Here is a 21,210-nt window from a genome sequence, read left to right as displayed (position 1 = left end):
AGCTTGGTCGTGCATAAAACTCCTGAAACACCTATAAATAAAGGATTATTACCGAAACTCTTGTAGTGCGGGCATCTTGCCCGCTATATATCATCTTGCCCGCTATATATCCCACATAACACCGGAAAGTGCTGTATTTACTGCATTCATTTCTCTTCCCTAGGGAGGATGCTAAATGATTAGTAGCCAATTTGAGACAAAAATATATTCCTGGGGGCAGATGACTTTGTATATTCTTTCGTAGTTGAATGCAAAAGAGACTAAATTTGGTAAAATCAGGTAAATAACTCACAATTTACCTATTTATCAAATCTCGCAACCTCCAAATATACACAAATATTAATTGACAATAGCGCAATTTTATGTTTCTACGTTCAGATTTTAGGGTAGCTCAATTAAAAAGCAATATAAACAAAAATTATTTGTTTTATGCAACTAAGTTGAAAGTATTTACTTTTTATTGATAAAATTAAAATTATTCAATCTTAAATGCGAATCTGCCAAGATTAATTACTAATTGAGATAATAGCAATTATCAAGATTGTATTAACTCTTCGCTATAATTTTATCTTTCCTATTGCTCAGTTTATATCTAAAATTTGTCCGTGAATCGGTACAGATTTTAGTAATGGCTAAAAACACCAAAATCTAGTGATTGGAATAATTATGTACGCAACAAAAAAAATTATCGTCATTGACAATGAAGTTGTGAATCGCAATTTTGTTTTAGATTATCTTCAGGCTAAGGGCTATCATGGGATAGGTGCAGAAAATGGTATTATTGGACTGCAATTAATCAAAGAATATTTACCTGATTTAGTAATTTGTGAGATGGTAATGCCAGACATGGATGGTTATACTGTATTAAGGAATCTACGGGAGGATAGATTAACGGCAATTATTCCTTTTATTTTTCTAACTGCTATTAATACAAAGGCATCTTTGCGAAAAGCAATGGAATTCGGAGCAGATGATTATTTAACTAAACCTGCAACAACTGATGAATTATTGCGAGCAATCGCAATTAGATTACAAAAACAGGATCTTTTTAGATCTTGGTATGCTACTAATTTTCCTCAAGTCACATTAGCAGAATTACCCAATACACCAGTAAATTCTCAGTCAATTTTTCCGAATATTCCCCATTTGAAAAAGGTTTTTGATTATATTGAAGCTAATTATCAAGAAGGAATTACTTTATCGGATGTTGCTGAAGCTGTTGGTTATTCTTCTGCATATTTAACTAATCAAGTTGCTAAACAAACAGGAGATCCCATAAATGTTTGGATTATCAAAAGACGAATGGTAGCAGCCCTACCTTTACTGAAAAATACTAATCAAACAATTGAGGAAATTTCTACAAATCTTGGCTATCAAAGTGCTTGTCATTTCTCCCGACAGTTTCGCCAATATAATCATACATCTCCCACAGATTGGCGCAAAAAAAATCAGTTAAATTCAGGTTTGAAAAATACTAACTTGCAATTTATCAAAAATCGCTCACAATTAGTTAAACCTGTAGCTGTCGGGAGGAATTAAGTGAGGAGTTAGAGAAGAAAGCAGGAAGAAGAAAATAACTTCCTATTCCCTATTAGCTAAAACTAACTACTTTTAGGATTGCTTAATTTTTGGATAAAAAGTTGTACTGATAAGGCTAATAAGCCTAATGCAACTAATCCAAATATGCCCGCACCCAAGGCGACTATACCTACTACTAGGGTACGGACAGCGGCAGCGATATTGATGACGGTTTGGTTATCAGAATGGTTGGGTTTATTGGCAAAAGTAGTAGCGATCGCTATCATGAGAGAATAGGTAATAAAGGCAAATCCACCCGAAATTGTAGCTCCAGTTATACAGCGTAATGGAGTTGCTTGTACTTGAGTAGAACTATCTGCTGATGACGTTTCTTTTGGTTGATTCATAATAAATTAGGCGATTTTAATTCCATGTTTAATTGTCCGCGTTACAAACAATTCTAAATCCTCATTAGCAATAGCTGCACGTATTCGCTGCTTGACTATTTCTGCTTGAGTTTGAGATTCAACAATGGCAAAGACTGAAGGGCCAGAACCTGACATCATTGTCCCTAAAACCCCTGGTTGACTGGCGAATAATTCCCGCAGTTGCAATACTTGAGGGTAAGCTGGTAAGACAACCTTCTCCAAATCATTATGTAGTTCTTGGACAATTTTTTCGGTATTTTTATTCAAGATAGCTTTTACCATGCCTTCTGAATGAAAAGCACTAGCACGAGCCGCTAAACCTTCTGAATCTTGAATATAATTAATCCCAAATTGTTCTCGATAGGTTTTATATGCCCAAGGTGTGGAAACTTCTAAACTGCGATATTTGGCTAATACGATATGTAAATTATCCAAACTTTGTAAAGGAGCGAGTTTTTCACCTCTACCCGTAGCAATTGCCGTTCCTCCAGCAATACAAAATGGCACATCTGAACCGAGATTTGCGCCTAATTCTTCTAGTTCTGATTGAGTTAATCCCAAGTTCCAAAGTAAATCTATTCCTACTAACACCGCTGCGGCATTGGTAGAACCTCCCGCTAAACCAGCAGCAACAGGAATATGCTTTTTAATGGTAATATCAACACCCCCAAAATTACTAAAAGCATTGGGAAATTCCTTGGCCATTAATTCCGCAGCTTTATAAACTAGGTTAGTTTTATCTGTGGGTACTTGGGGATGATCACAGTAGACGCGGATATTATTTGTACTGGCAGGGTGAATATCAATTTGATCAGATAAATCTATACTTTGGAGAATCATTGCTAATTCATGATAGCCGTCGGGACGACTACCAATAATTTCCAAATACAAATTGATTTTGGCAGGTGTAATTAAACTGTAAGAACGCATAACGGTTATAAAAGCAGGGAACAGGGAATAGGGAATAGGGAACAGTAAAGACAACTATTCAGCATTTCCTATCATATTTACCAGTGATACCCATTGGGCAACTCCGAGGTCTTCAGCGCGGACTTGGGGATTTATTTCTAATTGTTCCAGTAATTGCGTCAATTGATCACGGTCAATTACCGATTGTAAATTATTTCTTAACATTTTTCGCTTTGACCCAAATCCCAATTTAACTAGAGTTTCCAGCTTCTTGGGGTCATGGGCTGGAATTTCTATTTGTTTAGGAAGTAACCGTACCACAGCGGAATCTACCTTTGGTGGTGGCACAAATGCCGCAGCGGGAACTGTACAAATTAACTCACAATCTGCTAAATATTGTACCCGCACCGATAACGCCCCAAAAGTTCTCGAACCTGGTTTAGCATATAATCTTTCCGCTACTTCTTTTTGTACCAATAAAACGATAGAATCAAAAGGCTCTGGATTGGGATGATAAATAGTCCCCAGTAACTTTTCAATAATTGGCCCAGTAATATTATAGGGAATATTAGCAACAACTTTATTTTGCTTTTGGAAATTAGGAAATGCTGTTAATTGGGATAGTAAATCAAGAGTCAGAAAATCGCCTTGCAGAAGTAAGAAATTTTCTTTTTCCCCCAATTGTTTAGCTAGTAATTTGCACAAATCCCGGTCAATTTCCACTGCCAGTAAAGATTTTACTAGCGGTAATAAACGCCGAGTGAGAATTCCTGTACCGGGGCCAATTTCTAAAACTTTATCAGTTTCCTGACAATTAGCCGCTTGGACAATTGAGTTGAGAGCTTTATCACTTTTTAACCAATGTTGAGCAAACTGTTTACGGGGTTGAATCATTTTGTTAAAAAATATTGCTTTAAAAAACTATCATATTGTTAGGCGTTTTATGTGTTTTATTTTGTTGACATAAACTTCTTGCCGATAACCTAACTTGTCAAAAATTCATTCTAGTCACAGGACAAATAAAAACATGAATAAATTCTTTTCAACTCTCACTCTAACAACAGGTACAGCTTTAACTCTCATATTAATGGGAATAGCTCCCTCTCAATTTGCCAGTATAATTCCCATGAGTAGCGAACCAGTTTTAGCACAAACATCTATTGATCTAACGACTTTGCGTAGCACTTCTTTATCTAAACATAACAGTTATCGAGCTACTCACCGTAGTCCTAACATGACTATTAGTAGTTCTGCTAACAACACTGCTCAAGCCTGGGCGCAATACTTAGCAACCAATGGATTGTTTCAACACAGCGCAACCAATCAACGGAACAATGCTGGAGAAAACTTGTATGTCTCCTATACTACAGCACCCTCAGTAAACTATGCCGCCCTGGCTAACACAGCAGTTCAGTCATGGTACGATGAAGTCAAATTATATAACTATAATAGTCCAGGGTTTTCCTCGGCTACTGGGCATTTTACCCAGGTTGTGTGGAAAAGTAGTACCCAATTAGGTTGTGGTACAGCACAAGGCACTAAAACCATAAACGGTACTAAATACAAAGCTTTCTATGTCGTCTGCCATTATGCACCCGCTGGTAATGTCCAAGGGCAGTTTCCCGCTAATGTGTTAAAACCGTAGTCAAAAAGTTAGCAGGGGTACAGGGGAGAAATTTCCGTCTTTCTTGTTCCTTCCTCCTACTGAACTTCTGACTTCTCTTTTTCTATCATTCCCAATTTACCATTTTTAACTAATTTAAACTTTGTCCCTCGCCATTCAATAGTATTACCAAAAAAGCCACAACACCAAATTATAAATCTCACTATATCAGCAACAGGAATTAACCAAAAATACTTTTTAGTAACTGCATCATTAAGAACTTTTACCCCTATTACCCAAGCCATAATTAATCGCATGAGTAAAGTTATGGATACAACCAACAAAGAGAGAATAGAACCACCACTAGTTATTAATAATAGTAAACTAGAAACTGTGCCAAAAGTAAATATTAATCCTGCATAACCCCCAGGACGAGAAACACGAATACAACGCGCCCAACGAATTTGGCGATTGATAGAATCTAATAAATTACTATGTCCTAATCCGTGTTCTACTATATAGTTAGATAAAACTACTTTATCCCCGGCTTGAGTTGGTAAATAACCGAGTTGATAGTCGTCTGCTAAATAATCAGCTACAGCCGCAAAACCGCCAATTTTTTTTAATGTAGTTTTACGAATAACAATAGTTGAACCTAAAGCAAATTTTATCCCTTCTAATTGATTACTAACTAAAATACCGGGTTGAAAATCTGTGGCTGTACAAATAGCTTCTAAAATAGTAGCTATTCCTTGGGCTGTGGAACGATATAAACAGGTAACAACACCAACTTTTTCATCTTTTAGCGGTTGAATAACTGTTTGCAAATAGTCTGAACCGACGAGAATATCACTATCAGCAATTACTAAAATATCATGTTTGGCAGCGGTGACAGCATTAGCTAAGTTACTAATTTTCAAATTTGCACCCAGAATATGATCTTTCACCACCAAACTAATGTCTATTTCTGGGAATTGTTGAATTAGTTTCTCAACTACTTCTATACTAGGGTCTGTAGAACTGCGGACACTAAAAATAATTTGATATTGGGGATAATTTTGTTGACAAAATGAAGCTAAGTTGGTGTAAGTCCCCTTATCAACACCACACAGCGGTTTCAGGATAGTGACAGGGGGATGAAATTTCGGGTTTATGGGAGGGGAGTCACGCAAAAAAGCGATTCCTACGGAGCGCTTCGCTATCGCTGTATAAACCCCATAGGTGTAAAATAAAACGGCTGATAAACAAAAAATTAACATCAGGAATAGGAAATCAGGGAGTAAAACAACTGACAACTGACAACTGACAACTGACAATTGACATAATGAATCTAATTTACTTTCTTTTGCGTTCTTCTTGGACAATGGTAGCAATAGCCATTATTACAGGTTTCTTGAGTGGTGGTAGTAGCGCGGGATTAATTGCCCTCATTAGTAGTGCTGCGAGTAAAAGCAATGCTGCACCTCTGACAACTATAGCCTGGGGTTTCGTCGGTTTAGTCACCGTGGCCTTAATTACCGGCGTAATGTCCCAAATCATGTTAATTCGCTTATCTCAAAATGCGGTTTTGCAATTAAGAATGCGGTTAAGTCGGCAAATATTAGCCTCGGAATTAAGTCATTTAGAACAATTAGGAAATCCCCGCTTATTAGCAACTTTAACAGAAGATGTCCAAGCTGTAGCTAATGCTGTCTATGTCATTCCCTTTTTATGTATTGATATGTCCATGGCTTTGGGGTGTTTACTATATATAACTTGGCTATCTTGGTTAGTATTTATCATGGTTGTGGTTTTAATGATTGCTGCTATTGCTAGTTGTAAATGGTTATTAGATAGAGGAGAAAAATTATTAGCTTTAGCCCGTGAAGATCAAGATGCCTTGTTTAATAACTTTAGCACTATTACAGCCGGAATCAAAGAACTCAAACTCCACTATCAACGCCGACAATTTTTCCTCAGCAATCGTCTAGAAGCCACAGCCAGCAGATTTAGAAATCATAATGTCCAAGGTTTAACTTTGTTTGCCACAACTACCAGTTGGGGTAAATTAATATTTTTCTTTGCCATTGGTTTTGTCCTCTTTATTTTACCGCATTTATTCGCCATTGATGCCGAAACTTTATCAGGTTATATTCTCACATTTACTTATTTAATGTTGCCCATGGATAATATTTCTAATAATTTACCATTAATTAGTAAAGCCAGTGTTGCTTTACAAAAAATCGAATCTTTAGGTTTATCTTTAGCCAGTCGTGCAGAAGTTGCCACTGCACCACCTCATGCTCTCACAAATTGGCACAGTTTACAACTTCAAAATATTACTCACACTTATTACACAGATAAAGAAGATAGTAGTTTTATTCTTGGTCCAATTAATCTTACCCTTTATCCCCAAGAATTAGTTTTTATTGTGGGTGGCAATGGTAGCGGTAAATCATCTTTAGCCAAATTAATTACAGGGTTATACATTCCTGAAAATGGCGAAATTATTTTAGATGAAAATTTGATTACAGAAAATAACCGTGAATGGTATCGTCAACATTTCTCTGTAGTTTTTTCTGATTTTTATTTATTTGAAGAACTACTAGGATTAGAAAATAATAACTTAGATATTCAAGCCCAAAAATATTTAGAGAAATTGCAACTTGATCATAAAGTCAAAATCGAAAATGGGCAACTTTCCACCACATCTCTTTCTCAAGGACAACGAAAACGCCTCGCATTACTCACAGCATATTTAGAAAATCGGCAAATTTATCTATTTGATGAATGGGCTGCTGATCAAGATCCCTTATTCAAAGATATATTCTATACTCAATTACTGCCAGAATTAAAAACACAGGGAAAAACAATTTTAGTAATTAGTCATGATGATCATTATTTTCATTTAGCCGATAGAATTATTAAATTAAACTATGGTAAAATTGAATTTGATAAACTCCCACAAACTTAAAAAATCAAGACCTACGCAAAATATCTCTCAAACCCTCTTTCTCTGCGTCCTCTGCGCCTCTGCGGTTCGTTTTCCCTAATAAATAATAATTGTGAGGAATTAATCATGACAGAAGCTAAAAACGTACTGGGTACAAAATTAGAACTTTGCTGCACTTCTCCCATGACTGGATTTTACCGCGACGGATTTTGTAGCACCGGTGGACAGGATATGGGAATGCACGTCGTTTGCGCTCAAGTTACAGAGGAATTTTTGCAATATACTAAATCCCAAGGTAATGATTTGAGTACACCTGCACCTTATTTTAGTTTTCCCGGCTTAAAACCCGGTGATTGCTGGTGTTTATGCGCTGCAAGGTGGCAAGAAGCCCTAGAAGATGGTGTAGCACCGACCGTGGTTTTAGAAGCCACTCATGCTAGGGCGTTAGAAGTTTGTAATTTAGCAGATTTGCAAAAACATCGGGTAATTCGTAATCAGGAAAATGGTTAATTAATAATTATTAGTAAAACCGATAACCCAACTGGGAATTAATTCCCAGTCTAATAGCAAAAGTCATCTAAAGATGACTAAAGAATAGAAAATTGTAAAATTGGGTAGGGGTTTAGCATTGCTAAACCCTTACAGCTATGATATCAAACTAATACCCTTATTTACCACCGTTGACGATTTCACAGCTTTCTAACAGTGCCTTTAATTCATTCTTGCTATTACTGGCAGATTTAAAACCAACCACACTAGAAATTACACCCATACCGATGTTAAGATGGGATTGTTCGATTCTACCACTGTAAAATAAAATGATACTCACAAATGTTAAAATTGCTGATGTTGTACCAATGGCAGTCTTAACGTTATATCCTAGCTGACATTGCCTAATTAACTCATTCACAATTTGACTTTGCTGTTCTTTGCTGATTTGATAGTTTTTAGTTTGGGACTGATTGAATAGGTTAAACATAATTGCTATCTCCTTTATTTAACTTGGGAATTTGTTTAACTATTGGTATCTTATGGAGATTTAAAAAAATCGAAAAGATGAAAACGGGGGGGTATTTTGGAAAATATTTCTCTAAAATTTAGGGAGTTTGGGAAAATAAAAATACCCTAATTTCCCTAGACGGTAATAATCCAGATTTGCTATAGTTATAAAAATTAAATTAAAGGTTGAATCTATGAACAAAATTCAAGTTAGTGAAAAAGGAAAAGCTAAAATTAAAGAAAAATATGGTAAACAGCAAGCTGGTTATACTGTTGAAACTCTAGCGAAAGCAGCAAATGCCAGTCCAGATCAAATTAAATATTTAATAGGAAATGATACCCAAAAAGTAAAAGCAGTTGATAGATTTGTAATTGAAAATGTGGTCAATGCTATCAATGCAGGACTTAAAAAAAATGGTATAGATGAAAAACTCCAAGCATCAGATATTGTTGATAACTGGTATCCTGTCACTATTCCCACAGACTTTCAAACTGTAATTGATGATAAAACAAAACTATTTTGCGGTCGAAAATTTGTATTTAATGCTATTAATCAATTTATCAAAGATCACAAAAATGGCTACTTTACCATCCTTGGTGATGCGGGAATGGGTAAAAGTGCCATCGCTGCTAAATATATAGTAGATCATCCTGGAACAATTTGCTTTTTTAATATTCGTGCAGAAGGTAGAAACCGCCCTGATGTATTTCTGAAATTAATTCGTCAACAATTAGTAAATATAAATAGGTTTGATCTACAAAACGCAGAAAATGATGATTTATCTACTTTATTAACTAAAGCTAGTGAAAAATTATCTAATTCTGAAAATTTAATCATTGTCATTGATGGTTTAGACGAAGTTGATCAAGAAGATAACGGAAATTTATTAAATTTACCGATGTATTTACCGGAAAAAGTTTACTTGATTCTCACCAGAAGACCTTATAATTCAGAAGATAAAAGATTAACTCTTTCCCCAAATACTAAATATACAGAATTGGATTTAAGGGACTATCAAGATAACAGTAAGGAAGATGTTGAAGAATATATTTGGGAATTTCTCAGTTTAGGAAAATATAAAGCAGGTTTAGAAAACTGGATTAATCAACAAAATGATTTAAGTAAACCAAAATTTGTAGATACTATCGCTGCTAAAAGTGAAAACAATTTCATGTATTTACGCTATGTGTTAGAAGCAATTGCAGAAGGATTTTATCAAGATGAAAAATTAGAAGAATTACCTAAAGGTTTAGAGGGATATTATGAGACTCATTGGCGCATTATGGGAATGACTACTAGACCCTTACCCAAGGATAAAATTAAAATCATTTATGTAATGTGTGCTTTAAAAAGTCCTGTATCCCGTGAGATGATTGTGAAATATTCCCAGGAAGATAATCTCACAGTACAGGAAGTTCTCAAAGGTTGGACACAGTTTTTACAGGAACAAAAAACCTATCAACCGCCCCGTTATCGCTTTTATCATGAGAGTTTCCGCGATTTTTTACAACGTCAGGATATTGTGGAAGCTGCGGGGGTAAGTTTACCAGAAATCAGCGCGGAAGTTGCTAAAAATATGGGTGAGGGATTAATACTATGAGTAACTTTCGCAGTTGGTTTGATGAACAGTCAGAGGAAGCAAAAGAACAGTTTTTAGGTGAATATCCCCGATTATTATTAGATGGGAAAGAATATGCAAAACTGTTTAAATTATTATCTAATTACTACTTTATTGAAGCTAAAATTAATCATCCCTCATTTGGAGTGCAAGCACTGATTGAGGATTATGATTTATTAGATACTTCTGAAATCAGGAATGATTCAAAATATACCGAAACAGTCAAAGCATTAAAATTAATCCCATATACTCTTTTTATAGCAGGAGATATTATTTCTCAAGATCAAAAACAACTCAAAGGACAGTTATCAGCACGATTAACGTATTTTGATTTACCAGAAATTCAAAATTTATTGGCACAAATTACTACAGATAAAAATATAGGTTTATATAGTCTAAGAGGTAGCCTCACACCTCCTGGTGGTGGGGGATTAATTCGTACTATATATGGTCATAGTAGCTATGTAAATGCAATTGCAGTGACACCAGATGGGAAAAGTCTTATTTCTGGTTCATCTGACAGGACAATCAAAATCTGGGATGTGGTGACAGGTGCTGAAAAGTTCATCCTCAGAGGCCATAGTGACTCGGTAAATGCAATTACAGTGACAACAGATGGAAAAAGCTTGATTTCTGCTTCATCTGACGAGACAATCAAAATCTGGGATGTGGGAACAGGTAGAGAGGAGTTTACTATCTATAGTCATAGTCGTTATGTAAATGCAATTGCAGTGACATCAGATGGGAAAAACCTTATTTCTGGTTCATCTGACGGGAAAATCAAAATATGGGATGTGGGAACAGGTATAGAGAAGTTCACCCTCAGAGGTTATAGTGGTTATTCAAATGCGTTAGAATTGACAACAGATGGAAAAACCCTAGTTTCTGGTTCATTTGACGGGAAAATCAAAATATGGGATATAGGAACAGGTGCAGAAAAGTTCACCCTCAAAGGTCATAGTAGATCAATAACAGCGATTGCACTCACACCAGATGGAAAAACCCTAGTTTCTGGTTCATTTGACGGGAAAATCAAAATATGGGATATAGGAACAGGTGCAGAAAAGTTCACCCTCAAAGGTCATAGTAGATCAATAACAGCGATTGCACTCACACCGGATGGAAAAACCCTAGTTTCTAGTTCGTTTGACGGGAAAATCAAAATATGGGATCTTACCCAGAAGACAGCAAGATTTTTTTATTTAATTCTTCAATATACAATTTTTGACGATAAAGTATCAGGCTTAATCTCTACTATTTCCAATGATTTTTCCTCAGTAAATGCAATCGCAGTGACACCGGATGGAAAAACCCTAGTTTCTAGTTCGTTTGACGGGAAAATCAAAATTTGGAATTTGGTAACAGGAGCAAAAGAATTTATGCTCTCTGAGCATATTTCCAGGATAAATACAATTATATTGATACGGAATGGAAAAACAGTGATTTCTTATTCTGATGATGGGAAAATCAAACTTTGGAATGTAGTAACAGGTGAAAAAATATTAAACATATCTAGAAATTATGGCATAGTCAATTACGTGATCTCACTTACATTTTCTAAAACTGCTCTTTTCGATGTAATAAATGTAATAAATAAAATAATAGAACTAATGATAAATGGTTACAATGTAATTTCTAGTGTTTATAATAGCACTATTGTACTCTGGGATATTTCCCTGTACAAAACAGGATTTTTAGATTTTATTTACGAACGTATTAAATTAATATTAATAATTCTCTTTGGTCAGAGTGATTGGGTAAATGTGATTGCACTTACACCAGATGGAAAAAATCTGATTTCTGCTTTATTGGATACTAAATTTAGTTCTAAAAATCCACTCATAATAATCGGATTACACAGTATTATTAGTTTAATTTCCTATAATCCTCTAATAGGGCTGTATACGAGACGAATTAAGTATGAAAACACAATCAAAATATGGGATTTAGAAACAGGAACAGAAAAGTTCACCCTTCAAGGTCATAGTAACTGGGTAAATGCGATCGCACTCACACCCGATGGTCAAACCCTGATTTCTGGTTCTGATGACAACACTATCAAAATCTGGGATTTAGCAACCAGAAAGGAAATAGCAACTTTCACCGGAGAAAGTCCTATAACTTGCTGTGCAGTTGCTCCCGATGGGGTGACAATTGTTGCAGGAGAACAATCAGGAAGATTACATTTTCTGCGTTTGCAAGGAAGGTGACAGATGAATAGTTTATCTTTCTCTGCTTCAGCAAAGAGTGAAAATTTTGTTGGTCGTGATTTTGTCTTCACTGCTATTAATAATTTTCTCCACCGTTACCCCAAGGGTTATTTCACCATTGTCGGTGTTCCCGGTAGCGGTAAAAGTGCCATTCTTGCCCAATTTGTGCGCCAAAATCCCCATACTATTTATTACAATGCCCAAATTGCTGGTAAAAATCGAGTTGAGGCATTTTTTCCAGAGGTTTGTACACAGTTAAATTTATTGTTAGAGAATTTATCTAGCACCCCTCCCCAACCTTCCCCGCAAACGATGACGGAGATAGGATTTATCAATGCACATGAGGGAAGTTGGTTATTTTCTACTTTATTGCAACAAGTCAGCGAGAATTTACCAGATCAGAAAATAATTATTGTGATTGATGGTTTGGATGGAATTGATATAAATAGTCAAGCTGTAGGCACGAATTTATTTTATCTACCGCGATATTTACCGGATCAAATTTATTTTATTTTCGCTCGTCGTCCCTATCAAAAATCCCATAGTGGCTTGTTAATTGAAGCACCTTCACAGATTTTAGATTTAGCAGATTATCCGGTGGAAAATCGGGAGGATATTAAAGCATATATTCGGAAGAAACGAACCGCAGAGACGCAGAGTTCGCAGAGAAATATAATTGAATTAATTAATGAAAATGAAGATAATTTTATGTATGTGCAGGAAGTTTTAAAAGCTATGGCTGATGGTTTTTATTCTGTCAATAATTTTGAGCAAATTCCCCCAGATTTAGAAAGTTATTATCAGCAACATTGGCAAAAGATGCAAGGTGATGGTTTATCTGATGTTGCGATGGATATTTTGCGGGTTTTAACTGCTGAAGAAACTCAACCAATGTCAACGGTAGCTATTAGTAAAATTATCAAGGCTGATGTTTTTGATGTGGCGGAAATTATGGAAACTTGGTTAGAATTTCTGCAAGAAATACACACAAATAAGGAAACTAAATATCAATTATATCATCACAGTTTCCGGTTATATCTTCATGATTACAGCACTTTGCGTAACATTTAAATACAATAATTAAAGGAATAATTTGCAAAATCAAGATGAAACCTGTCTCACTCGCGCAAAGTGCTGTATATCATTTTAGTTTTCCTGGTTTATTAATTGAAAGTTACTAAACCTGACATTCTGGATTTTTTTGATAATCAGGAGTAGCATCAGGATAAAAGGTACGAATACCACCTTTTTTAGCAACAAAAACATTAACAAATGTTTTGTTGTCATCAGTTACAGTCAGCAAACAAGCTTTAGATGTAGGTTCTGAATTGGGGTTATTTTTGTATGCTTTCGCTGCAATTGTTAAAATCTCTTCTGCATTGAGGGTGTAACCATATCCTTTTAGTGGATCATTCACAGTGCTTCCACCAACTTTCATTCTCACACCAAAGGAATAAACAGCACCTGGTTTAACTTCAGATGTACTCACAGACTTGGGTAAAATTCCAGCAATACGTTTATTTTGTAAATCCAAATAACGTCCAGCAAAATGTAAACCACCAATTTTATTTTTTTCTGGTTCACCACAAAAAACATGATCAAATCCTTTAGCATTAAACCAAAGATTAGTTAGATCTTCCAGAAATTCTTGATTAGAAGTTCTTTTGGGAAAAATATAACCCCCAAGATTATTTTTAATATTGCTGAAAACATCGGGAAAACTGTTAAACATGGTTTTAAAACTAGCGGGTTTAACTACTGTTCCCACTTCTCGACACAGTTGATTAACTGCTATATCAAACTTATTCAACACAGGAGGGGGAGGAGTTAAATCTTGTACACCACCAAATTTAACCTTGACAGGATTCTTTGTATTGTCAAAGAAAGGTAAAAATTCCTCTGCACTCACTAAACTGGGACTAAATAGAGTGGTGATGAAAAATAGTTCCGCTGCTAAAATTAAGCACCGAAATTCATGCAAATTTTTACAAATTTGAACATTGATGGTTTTAGACAAGAGGTTTAACATCATTGAAATCTCACTAGTATTTGAGTATTATTGTGAATACTTACACATTACTAATATGAAACTATATAGTAGTGTCAATTATTCTTAATAAATCTTAAAATTATTTGCTAATTAAAATCCATCATCCCCCCAAATTCTTCCATCATTCTTTCCAGTAGTTCTTCCATCATATCCTCTTTCATAGAACGGAGACTTTCTGGTCCTGCGAGAAATTCTTTAATAGTGATCTTTTTATCTTTAAAGTCTTGAACAAAATCACGAATTTCCACAACTATCTTAGTTTGAGCTTGCATGGTTTCCAGCATCAATTCAATACAATCAACACCTTGTTTAGCTGCTTTTTTGTAATCCGCAACCATTGATCCTTCCGGGGTATTTTTTGCTAACCGGAGTTCCTGTTTCAACTTCTCATATTGATTTTTGAGAATTTGATTGTGTTGTTCTATATTTCTACATCTGCGACTTAAATCATCTTCGCTATTATTATCAATTGTTTCTCCGACTTCATATTTACGTTCAATTTCCAAAAGTCGCGCTAAATCTCCATCTTGGTAAGCTTTATTAATTTCCTTCATTATTTCCGTGTGAGTCATTTGGGTTTCATTATCTTTAACCTTATCAGGGTGAAAAATTTCCGCTAACCGCAAAAATGTCTGTCGGATTTTTCTAGATTCATCTGTTCTCGCTACTGTGGGAGATTCTGAATCTTGTTCTGCTTCCCAAAATTGACGACGACGTTGATGATTTTCTTGAGAATCATTATCTTCAAATAGTTCATCTAATTCTTCATCATCATCATCTTCTTCTTCAATAGGTTTATAACTAATAATTCCTCCCATTTGTAAACTTCTGTACAATGATTGGATATTTTTCTGGGTTTGTTTACCCATTTTTTTCGTAGTTAAAATTTCGGCAAACAAAGCATGAATTTCTGCATCTAATTCGGCCATTGTTTTCATATTCGGACTAACTCGATGAAATACCTCTGTCGCTAACGAACGCATTTTTTCGACAAAGTTATTTAATTCTGTCCGCTTTTTCTTAATTTGCTTTAATAGAGATTGGTGTTCTTTCTCTAAACCCGCTAACTGGAGATGTAAGTCAGAAAGAGCTAGGGGAATTACTGTTGTGGAGGATACTGTTTTTGTTTTGCGTACCATAGCAGATGCAATTAAGTTTAGGTTTAATAAAAGAAATACATTTATTATTTTATTATTTTAAGTTAATTTTGACAATAATCAGGGTTCTCAGGTGGTAAATTTAGTTTTATCCTTAGTTCTCGATCATAACAGGCTTTTTCCCAATTTTTTGCAGATTTGACTTGTTCAGCAGTTAGATTTTTAGCTCCAATAAACTTAGCACAAATATATTTTTTAGAACTTGTAGCTTGATCAAAAACAAAAACATCACCGCACATTATAGCATCTTTGAGATTTGTTTTTTCTAAATCTGCTCCTTGAAATTCTGCATCTCTAAGTTCTGCTTCTCCCAAATTAGCTTCAGAAAGATAAGCATTTTGGAACTTAGCTTGTTTAAGATCTGCTTTTTGTAAATTAGCATCAATAAGATTCGTTTCTTGAAAATCTATTTCAGATAAATAAGCAGTATAAAAATTACTTTTATAAAGATTTGCTTTCCTTAAATTACTACATTCTTTTTCACGTTTACATTCTAATATTGAACCTTTAAAACTTGCATTAGCTAGTTGAGCATTTTGCAAATTAATACCACTTAAATCAAATCCATCAAGTTTTAAATCTCGTAACATTTCACCATTTTTATTCAAATGTTCTAAACCAATAATTATACTAACACCTGTAGCTTTTTGCTCAATAGCAGAATTAACCATTAACCAAACTTGTAAAGTTTGAAAATTTGCTTGTTTTTCTCGTTGTGGTGCTTCCCAGTAATATTTAAATACTGCAAAAATTAAACTAATTATAACTCCTTTTTCTAAAGCTGTAATCAGGATTTTTTTAAATAAAACTGCTTTAGGAAATTTTGAACCCCACTCTACCCATTCTTTGAGAATCCACCATTTTGGTGGATATTGGGGAATGAATTTATGATTACAAATATATGTTTCATATAAACGGCGGTAAGTTTCGGTAGATAACCCAACTTTTTCTGCTTCTTTTTCTAACAATGCAAAGTGATATTCACGAGTTAAAGGATCAGAAATTTCTGTAATAATCAAAAATTTTTCTCGCAATTCTTTAACTTCTGCTATTTCTTGCAAATGTAAATGTTTGTCCACTTGAGAACTATTCTGTTGTTTAGATTTATCTGTACTCATTGCTCAAATATATCCTCGTGATTTTTTAAGACTATGCCAAAATTTTAAATGCTAAGAAAGACGTTTTATAAAACGTCTCTACATTATTTTTCACTAGATATCTATTGATTATGGAAAAAGTCTTCGACATCCTTTACAAATTTCTATTTCTCTCTGGGTATTAGCATTACGACAAATATTATCACACTGCCTTTTTAAAGCAGCAAATACTATAGTTGAAGCCGTTGAACTTGAGGGTGCAGTCAAAGTAGCTAACATTAAAGTTGGACTACTTGTTTGTTGTTTGTCAGGAGTAGTAACTTCAAAATCAAATTTGTGATTACCAATACTGTTTGCTGTTGTGTGAAATTCATCATCTATTTCTTCACCGCTTAGTAATTGCGATAAAAGTCGAATAGATTCTTCACCTCGTAAGATGGATTGTGTTAACTCTTTTGCTAACTCTTTATCCTCATCACTTAAATTATCCCATGTAGAGGGGAGTAAAATTTTGTCTGCCATAAGTAGAAATGTAACTGGAATAAATCAGATATACCATAACTAGTATATATCTCTTGTATTATAATAATAATTTTTTTTAAGTAAAATAACATAGGGCAAACAAATGTACTCTTGTTTTTTCAGGTTTTGATTAATACCTTATTATCAATGAGTCATTTTCAGATAATTACTCAACTCAAACCCCTTCACAGTCAGCAATTCCCGCACTTTATGACTCAATAAAGCTTTTAATTCTATTTCACCACCGTTATTTATCTCAGTATTCACTAAATCAGGATGAGAATAAATTTCTACTAATTCCGCTTCTATTTGCGGTATCAAACCGAGTAAATATTCTTCGCTCATGTCACCAGTTTGTAACAATCCATAAACCCTGTCAGCAAATTTAATTTGATTCGCTTTTAATAAACCTTCTCCATAACGACGTAATTGTCCAAAAACAATAGACCAAATTATTTTAGTGAATAAATTACGGTTATCAATTTTGATGTTTTTGCTTAATTCTTCTGAAGGTAGACGAATAAATTTAATCTTAAATTCCGCGGCAAATTCTGTTAAAATATTCAAAATTACAGGATGTACATGAAGGTGTAAATGTCCATCAACATGAGCAAGATTTAAACCAGAATCCCGAAATTTTTCTAATTGAGCAGATATTTCTAATCGCAATTCTGCACGGGTAGCTTGATTAAATTGATAACTTAATCCTGCTTGGGTGGGATTATTAGAGAAATTCCCTTGAGAGTCTACTAAATTGGGAATTTGTGCAGGTGGTAAAACCGATTTACCGCACACTAAAACCAGGTGTAACCCCACTGCTAAATGAGGATGATTTTTTGCCAGTGCGATCGCTTCTTGTGCAGCATCACCAGTTACCATTAAACTAGTGCTAGTTAAAATCCCTTCCGCATGGGCTTTAATAATCGCTGAATTTACACCCTGGGAAAACCCGAAATCATCAGCATTAATAATTAAATAAGACATTGGTAAAAAGTGATTGAAATCAAAAAATGTCAGAATCAGGATACCCAGGATTAAAGGATTAACAGGATTAATTAAAAAATACTCAGCAGATAATTCAATTAAATTAAATCCTGAACATCCTTAAATCCTGTAAATCCTGATTCTGACAATTTACCTAGCTAAAGCTTGAGTCCGACGTTCATTCAAATAACCAAAGAACTCCTTACCTTCCCGCAAACGACGCACTAACATTTGTCTATCAGCCAACATTTCCCGCACAATGGGAATAATCGCTTTGGGACGGAAGTAAAACTTGCGATACATTTGTTCAACTGAATCTTCAATTTCCGCACTAGAAAGACTTGGATATTGCAAAGTTGAAGTTTGAATACCAGAAGTTGCTACTAAAGACTCATTCGCAAACCAACCCTTTTCTCTGGCCTGTTCATACAACTCTGTACCAGGATAAGGTGCAGCAATAGAAACTTGAATTGTATGGGGACTTAATTCACAAGCAAAACGAATTGTTTCTTCTACAGTTTCCTTAGTTTCTATCGGCAACCCGATAATAAAAGTTCCATGTACAGTAATACCAAGTTTGTGGCAATTCTTCATGAATTCTCGCGCCACTTCTAGCTTAATGCCTTTTTTGATATTATTGAGAACTTCTTGATTACCAGATTCAAAACCTACCAATAACAACCTTAAACCGTTATCCCGTAAAGTTTTGAGAGTATCATAATCTAAATTAGCACGGGCATTGCAACTCCAAGTTAAATTGAGTCGCTTCATGTGTTTACTAATAGCGATCGCTCGATGTTTGTCAATGGTAAAAGTATCATCATCAAACATATACTCCCGCACCTTGTCCCCAAAGAGAACCTTGGCTTCTTCCATTTCTCTACCTACGGCATCGGGGCTTTTATGACGGTATAAATGTCCGCCAATAGTTTGCGGCCACAAACAAAAAGTACATTTTGCTGGACAACCACGCCCAGTATAAAAAGAAATGTAAGGATGTTGCAAATAGCCAATAAAATATTTGCTAATATCCAAATCGCGGGCATAAACTGGCAACACACTGGGCATAGCATCCCAGTCATGAATTAAAGGACGTTCTTCCGTTTGGTGAATATTCCCCAACTTATCCCGGTAACTCAAACCCTTGATTTCATCCCAAGGTTTCCCTTCTGCCAATTCTTTACAGGTATAATCAAACTCATTGCGACAGACAAAATCAATAACCGGATTTTCCCGTAAAGTTGCCTCTGGTAAAACCGCAACGTGCGCCCCTACAAAGCCAATTTGCACATTGGGATTTTGCGCTTTGATCGTTTCTGCACACTTGACATCATTAGCCAAAGAAGGCGTGCTGGTGTGCATAATCACCAATTCATAATCCTTGGCAATTTTCAGCACATCATCCACTGTCTGCCCATGAGGAGGTGCATCAACTAACCTACTGCCAGGAACTAAAGCCGCAGGTTGTGCTAACCAAGTCGGATACCAAAAAGAAGTAATTTCTCGTTTTGCTTGATACCGCGCCCCCGCACCACCATCAAAACCATCAAAAGAAGGTGGACTCAAAAATAAAGTAGTTTTCATGAATATTTTTCTTGTCAGTTGTTAGTTGTTAGTTGTTAGTTGTTAGTTGTCAACTTAAGCCAACCAGGGAATGAATTCCCTGTCTAAAAGCTAAACTCGGTTAAAACCGACTACTTTGACATAAATAGGATAGTTTTTGATCTTGAGTTAACCAGAGTGCGTTTTAACGCACTTTAGCTTTTAGACCGGAACTTAAGTTCCGGGCGGATTTGTTCCCCATACCCTATTTCCTAACTAGCTTTAGCATTCACACCCATGAGGTTTTCAATCAGGGAAACAACATCACTACGAGTGAGTTTTTCCTTACCACTAGCCAAAGCATCTAGAGTACCATGAGCTAAAGCCAGAGGAATTTGGCAAAATTGCAAAGCCGGTCCATTTGGCAAAGAGTTCGTATAGGCATCTGCTAGGATGAGATTGCGACGGGCATATTTTTGGAGATGATCATTATCCCAACCTGCTGGGTAAAAATTGACTCCACGAGTTAAATCCTCACCATTGTTTCGCAGAATATTTACTGCTTGCAAACCCCTACCAAATCCTATGGCTTGAGTGCGGTTGCTTTGAGTTCCATCATACCAATTCCATAAATCTGAGAGTAACAAGCCCACAGCACCAGCCACCCCAAAAGTATAACGGTCTAAATCCGCCTCTGTTTCTATTTGCCAATTTCTATCTGCCCAATAAGCCATTCTATCAGCCATTGCGGCTGTTGCATCCCAAATTCGCGGGGCAATGCTTTCGGGTGCTAATATTGACCATTCTCTAATGCGTAAACTGACTTCTTGTAAAGAATTTTCGTAACCTTTAAATCCTACAGAGAAAGCATCAAGGGGAAAACCATCTATTCCCGCTTGCAATGTTAGACTAATATTCTGCAACAGGCGTTTTTTAGTCCCATTATCCAAGTTTGGATCATCTTCAATTTGGTCAATGGCGCGCATACACAAGTATGCTGATGCCACTGCTTCTTGTAATCCTGATGGTAAAATACTAATTGGGATATAAAAAGTTCTACTAGTTTCTTTAAGGATTTGCAACGCATCTCCACGTAAATCCATTTTGTTCACTCCTCTCTTGATTTGCACACCACACCTAATTTCGGACTTTTCAATAATACTAGATTTAGTATTGATTAAATCTTAAAAACCATAGACACTCTAGAATTTAATCTAGGAATACATAGTTTATAGTGTCGCATTTAACACAATTTTCCAGCTTATCAAAGCTTAGTACAGTATATAAGGTTTTGGTAACAATAACCTTGTCTACAAGGATAGAAATAAGAACACCAAAGTTCTTAGGCTGAAGTATTGCAGAAGTGCCGATAGAGTCACTTATTTTACCAGGATGTGGATTTTATTGTTTAGTATATGATTTTATGATTTAAGCTGTATTGTTCTATAGTTTTTTATTTGTCTGAATCAGGATACTCAGGATTAAAGGATTTACAGGATGTTATTGGATGATTTTTGGTGGGAAGTTGGTGATTTTATTTGTCTTATTAAACTCTCATATTTTCAATTTGAAAATTGATTATTAAATATTAAATGAATATTTAAAATATGACATTTAAAACCAACATCCTGCAAATCCTA

Annotated in this window: 19 protein-coding genes; 7 read left to right on the top strand and 12 right to left on the bottom strand. The window is 35.3% G+C overall.

Annotated elements, in window-relative coordinates; genetic code table 11:
* Positions 1-666: 666 nt before the first annotated feature.
* Positions 667-1,539 (top strand): DNA-binding response regulator, encoded by an 873-nt coding sequence (locus tag FJR09_RS23565; RefSeq protein ID WP_015080978.1) that lies wholly within the window; start codon positions 667-669, stop codon positions 1,537-1,539.
* A gap of 62 nt (positions 1,540-1,601) precedes the next feature.
* Here FJR09_RS23565 and FJR09_RS23560 read toward each other — a convergent pair whose 3' ends face one another.
* From FJR09_RS23560 to rsmA, 3 genes are read right to left on the bottom strand one after another with little or no spacing between them, the layout of a single operon-like run.
* A complete protein-coding gene (locus tag FJR09_RS23560) occupies positions 1,602-1,925 on the bottom strand; it encodes a DUF3082 domain-containing protein (RefSeq protein WP_015080977.1) in 324 nt (107 codons plus the stop codon).
* Positions 1,926-1,931: 6 nt separating this feature from the next.
* Positions 1,932-2,876 carry a 4-(cytidine 5'-diphospho)-2-C-methyl-D-erythritol kinase gene (gene ispE, locus FJR09_RS23555; RefSeq protein WP_168652498.1) on the bottom strand — a complete coding sequence of 315 codons (945 nt, stop codon included), beginning with the start codon at positions 2,874-2,876 and terminating at the stop codon, positions 1,932-1,934.
* A gap of 54 nt (positions 2,877-2,930) precedes the next feature.
* Positions 2,931-3,749 (bottom strand): 16S rRNA (adenine(1518)-N(6)/adenine(1519)-N(6))-dimethyltransferase RsmA, encoded by an 819-nt coding sequence (rsmA, locus tag FJR09_RS23550; protein ID WP_168651935.1) that lies wholly within the window; start codon positions 3,747-3,749, stop codon positions 2,931-2,933.
* Positions 3,750-3,882: 133 nt separating this feature from the next.
* On the opposite strand from rsmA, the gene FJR09_RS23545 reads away from it, so the two are divergent.
* The gene (locus FJR09_RS23545; protein WP_168652497.1) at positions 3,883-4,500 is read left to right on the top strand and encodes a CAP family protein; all 618 of its coding nucleotides are present in this window, start codon (positions 3,883-3,885) and stop codon (positions 4,498-4,500) included.
* A gap of 56 nt (positions 4,501-4,556) precedes the next feature.
* Here the strand turns inward: FJR09_RS23545 and hpnI are convergent, their stop codons facing one another.
* The gene (hpnI, locus tag FJR09_RS23540; protein ID WP_371260347.1) at positions 4,557-5,753 is read right to left on the bottom strand and encodes a bacteriohopanetetrol glucosamine biosynthesis glycosyltransferase HpnI; all 1,197 of its coding nucleotides are present in this window, start codon (positions 5,751-5,753) and stop codon (positions 4,557-4,559) included.
* Positions 5,754-5,782: 29 nt separating this feature from the next.
* Here hpnI and FJR09_RS23535 point away from each other — a divergent pair, with 29 nt between their 5' ends.
* Positions 5,783-7,411 (top strand): cyclic peptide export ABC transporter, encoded by a 1,629-nt coding sequence (locus tag FJR09_RS23535; RefSeq protein WP_168652496.1) that lies wholly within the window; start codon positions 5,783-5,785, stop codon positions 7,409-7,411.
* A 105-nt stretch (positions 7,412-7,516) separates the two neighbouring features.
* Positions 7,517-7,900, top strand: coding sequence for a DUF2237 family protein (locus FJR09_RS23530; protein ID WP_168651938.1), 384 nt, complete (start codon positions 7,517-7,519; stop codon positions 7,898-7,900).
* Between the two features lie 157 nt (positions 7,901-8,057).
* On the opposite strand, the gene FJR09_RS23525 is transcribed toward FJR09_RS23530, so the two are convergent.
* Positions 8,058-8,369, bottom strand: a complete 312-nt coding sequence (locus FJR09_RS23525; RefSeq protein ID WP_168652495.1) for a hypothetical protein — start codon at positions 8,367-8,369, stop codon at positions 8,058-8,060.
* A gap of 214 nt (positions 8,370-8,583) precedes the next feature.
* Here FJR09_RS23525 and FJR09_RS23520 point away from each other — a divergent pair, with 214 nt between their 5' ends.
* Genes FJR09_RS23520 through FJR09_RS23510 form a run of 3 tightly spaced genes read left to right on the top strand, consistent with a single transcriptional unit; the run spans position 8,584 to position 13,289 of the window.
* Positions 8,584-9,990 carry an ATP-binding protein gene (locus FJR09_RS23520; RefSeq protein ID WP_168652494.1) on the top strand — a complete coding sequence of 469 codons (1,407 nt, stop codon included), beginning with the start codon at positions 8,584-8,586 and terminating at the stop codon, positions 9,988-9,990.
* Positions 9,987-12,218: a WD40 repeat domain-containing protein gene (locus tag FJR09_RS23515; RefSeq protein WP_168654207.1), complete on the top strand. Its 2,232-nt coding sequence runs from the start codon at positions 9,987-9,989 to the stop codon at positions 12,216-12,218. Before FJR09_RS23520 ends, FJR09_RS23515 begins: the two co-directional genes overlap by 4 nt.
* Before the next feature lie 3 nt (positions 12,219-12,221).
* Positions 12,222-13,289 carry an ATP-binding protein gene (locus FJR09_RS23510; protein WP_015080970.1) on the top strand — a complete coding sequence of 356 codons (1,068 nt, stop codon included), beginning with the start codon at positions 12,222-12,224 and terminating at the stop codon, positions 13,287-13,289.
* A 106-nt stretch (positions 13,290-13,395) separates the two neighbouring features.
* Here FJR09_RS23510 and FJR09_RS23505 read toward each other — a convergent pair whose 3' ends face one another.
* The 7 genes from FJR09_RS23505 to FJR09_RS23475 all read right to left on the bottom strand — a co-directional run bounded on the left by FJR09_RS23505 (position 13,396) and on the right by FJR09_RS23475 (position 20,673).
* Positions 13,396-14,250: an EndoU domain-containing protein gene (locus tag FJR09_RS23505; RefSeq protein ID WP_015080969.1), complete on the bottom strand. Its 855-nt coding sequence runs from the start codon at positions 14,248-14,250 to the stop codon at positions 13,396-13,398.
* 104 nt (positions 14,251-14,354) lie between these two features.
* Positions 14,355-15,407, bottom strand: coding sequence for a J domain-containing protein (locus FJR09_RS23500; protein WP_015080968.1), 1,053 nt, complete (start codon positions 15,405-15,407; stop codon positions 14,355-14,357).
* Between the two features lie 62 nt (positions 15,408-15,469).
* On the bottom strand, positions 15,470-16,543 hold the full coding sequence (locus FJR09_RS23495; protein ID WP_015080967.1) for a pentapeptide repeat-containing protein: 1,074 nt from the start codon (positions 16,541-16,543) through the stop codon (positions 15,470-15,472).
* Positions 16,544-16,651: 108 nt separating this feature from the next.
* Positions 16,652-17,044 (bottom strand): hypothetical protein, encoded by a 393-nt coding sequence (locus FJR09_RS23490; RefSeq protein ID WP_015080966.1) that lies wholly within the window; start codon positions 17,042-17,044, stop codon positions 16,652-16,654.
* A gap of 144 nt (positions 17,045-17,188) precedes the next feature.
* A complete protein-coding gene (gene hpnK / locus FJR09_RS23485; RefSeq protein WP_168652492.1) occupies positions 17,189-18,028 on the bottom strand; it encodes a hopanoid biosynthesis-associated protein HpnK in 840 nt (279 codons plus the stop codon).
* Between the two features lie 150 nt (positions 18,029-18,178).
* Positions 18,179-19,612 carry a hopanoid biosynthesis associated radical SAM protein HpnJ gene (gene hpnJ / locus FJR09_RS23480; RefSeq protein ID WP_168652491.1) on the bottom strand — a complete coding sequence of 478 codons (1,434 nt, stop codon included), beginning with the start codon at positions 19,610-19,612 and terminating at the stop codon, positions 18,179-18,181.
* Positions 19,613-19,842: 230 nt separating this feature from the next.
* Complete coding sequence (locus FJR09_RS23475) at positions 19,843-20,673, bottom strand: squalene/phytoene synthase family protein (RefSeq protein WP_168652490.1); 831 nt, start codon at positions 20,671-20,673, stop codon at positions 19,843-19,845.
* Positions 20,674-21,210 lie beyond the last annotated feature (537 nt).

The organism is Dolichospermum sp. UHCC 0406 (assembly GCF_009712025.1).
In the GTDB taxonomy this organism is placed as follows: domain Bacteria; phylum Cyanobacteriota; class Cyanobacteriia; order Cyanobacteriales; family Nostocaceae; genus Dolichospermum; species Dolichospermum lemmermannii.
Note: the sequence above shows the minus strand (reverse complement) of the source record. Positions and strands in the feature narration are given on the sequence as shown.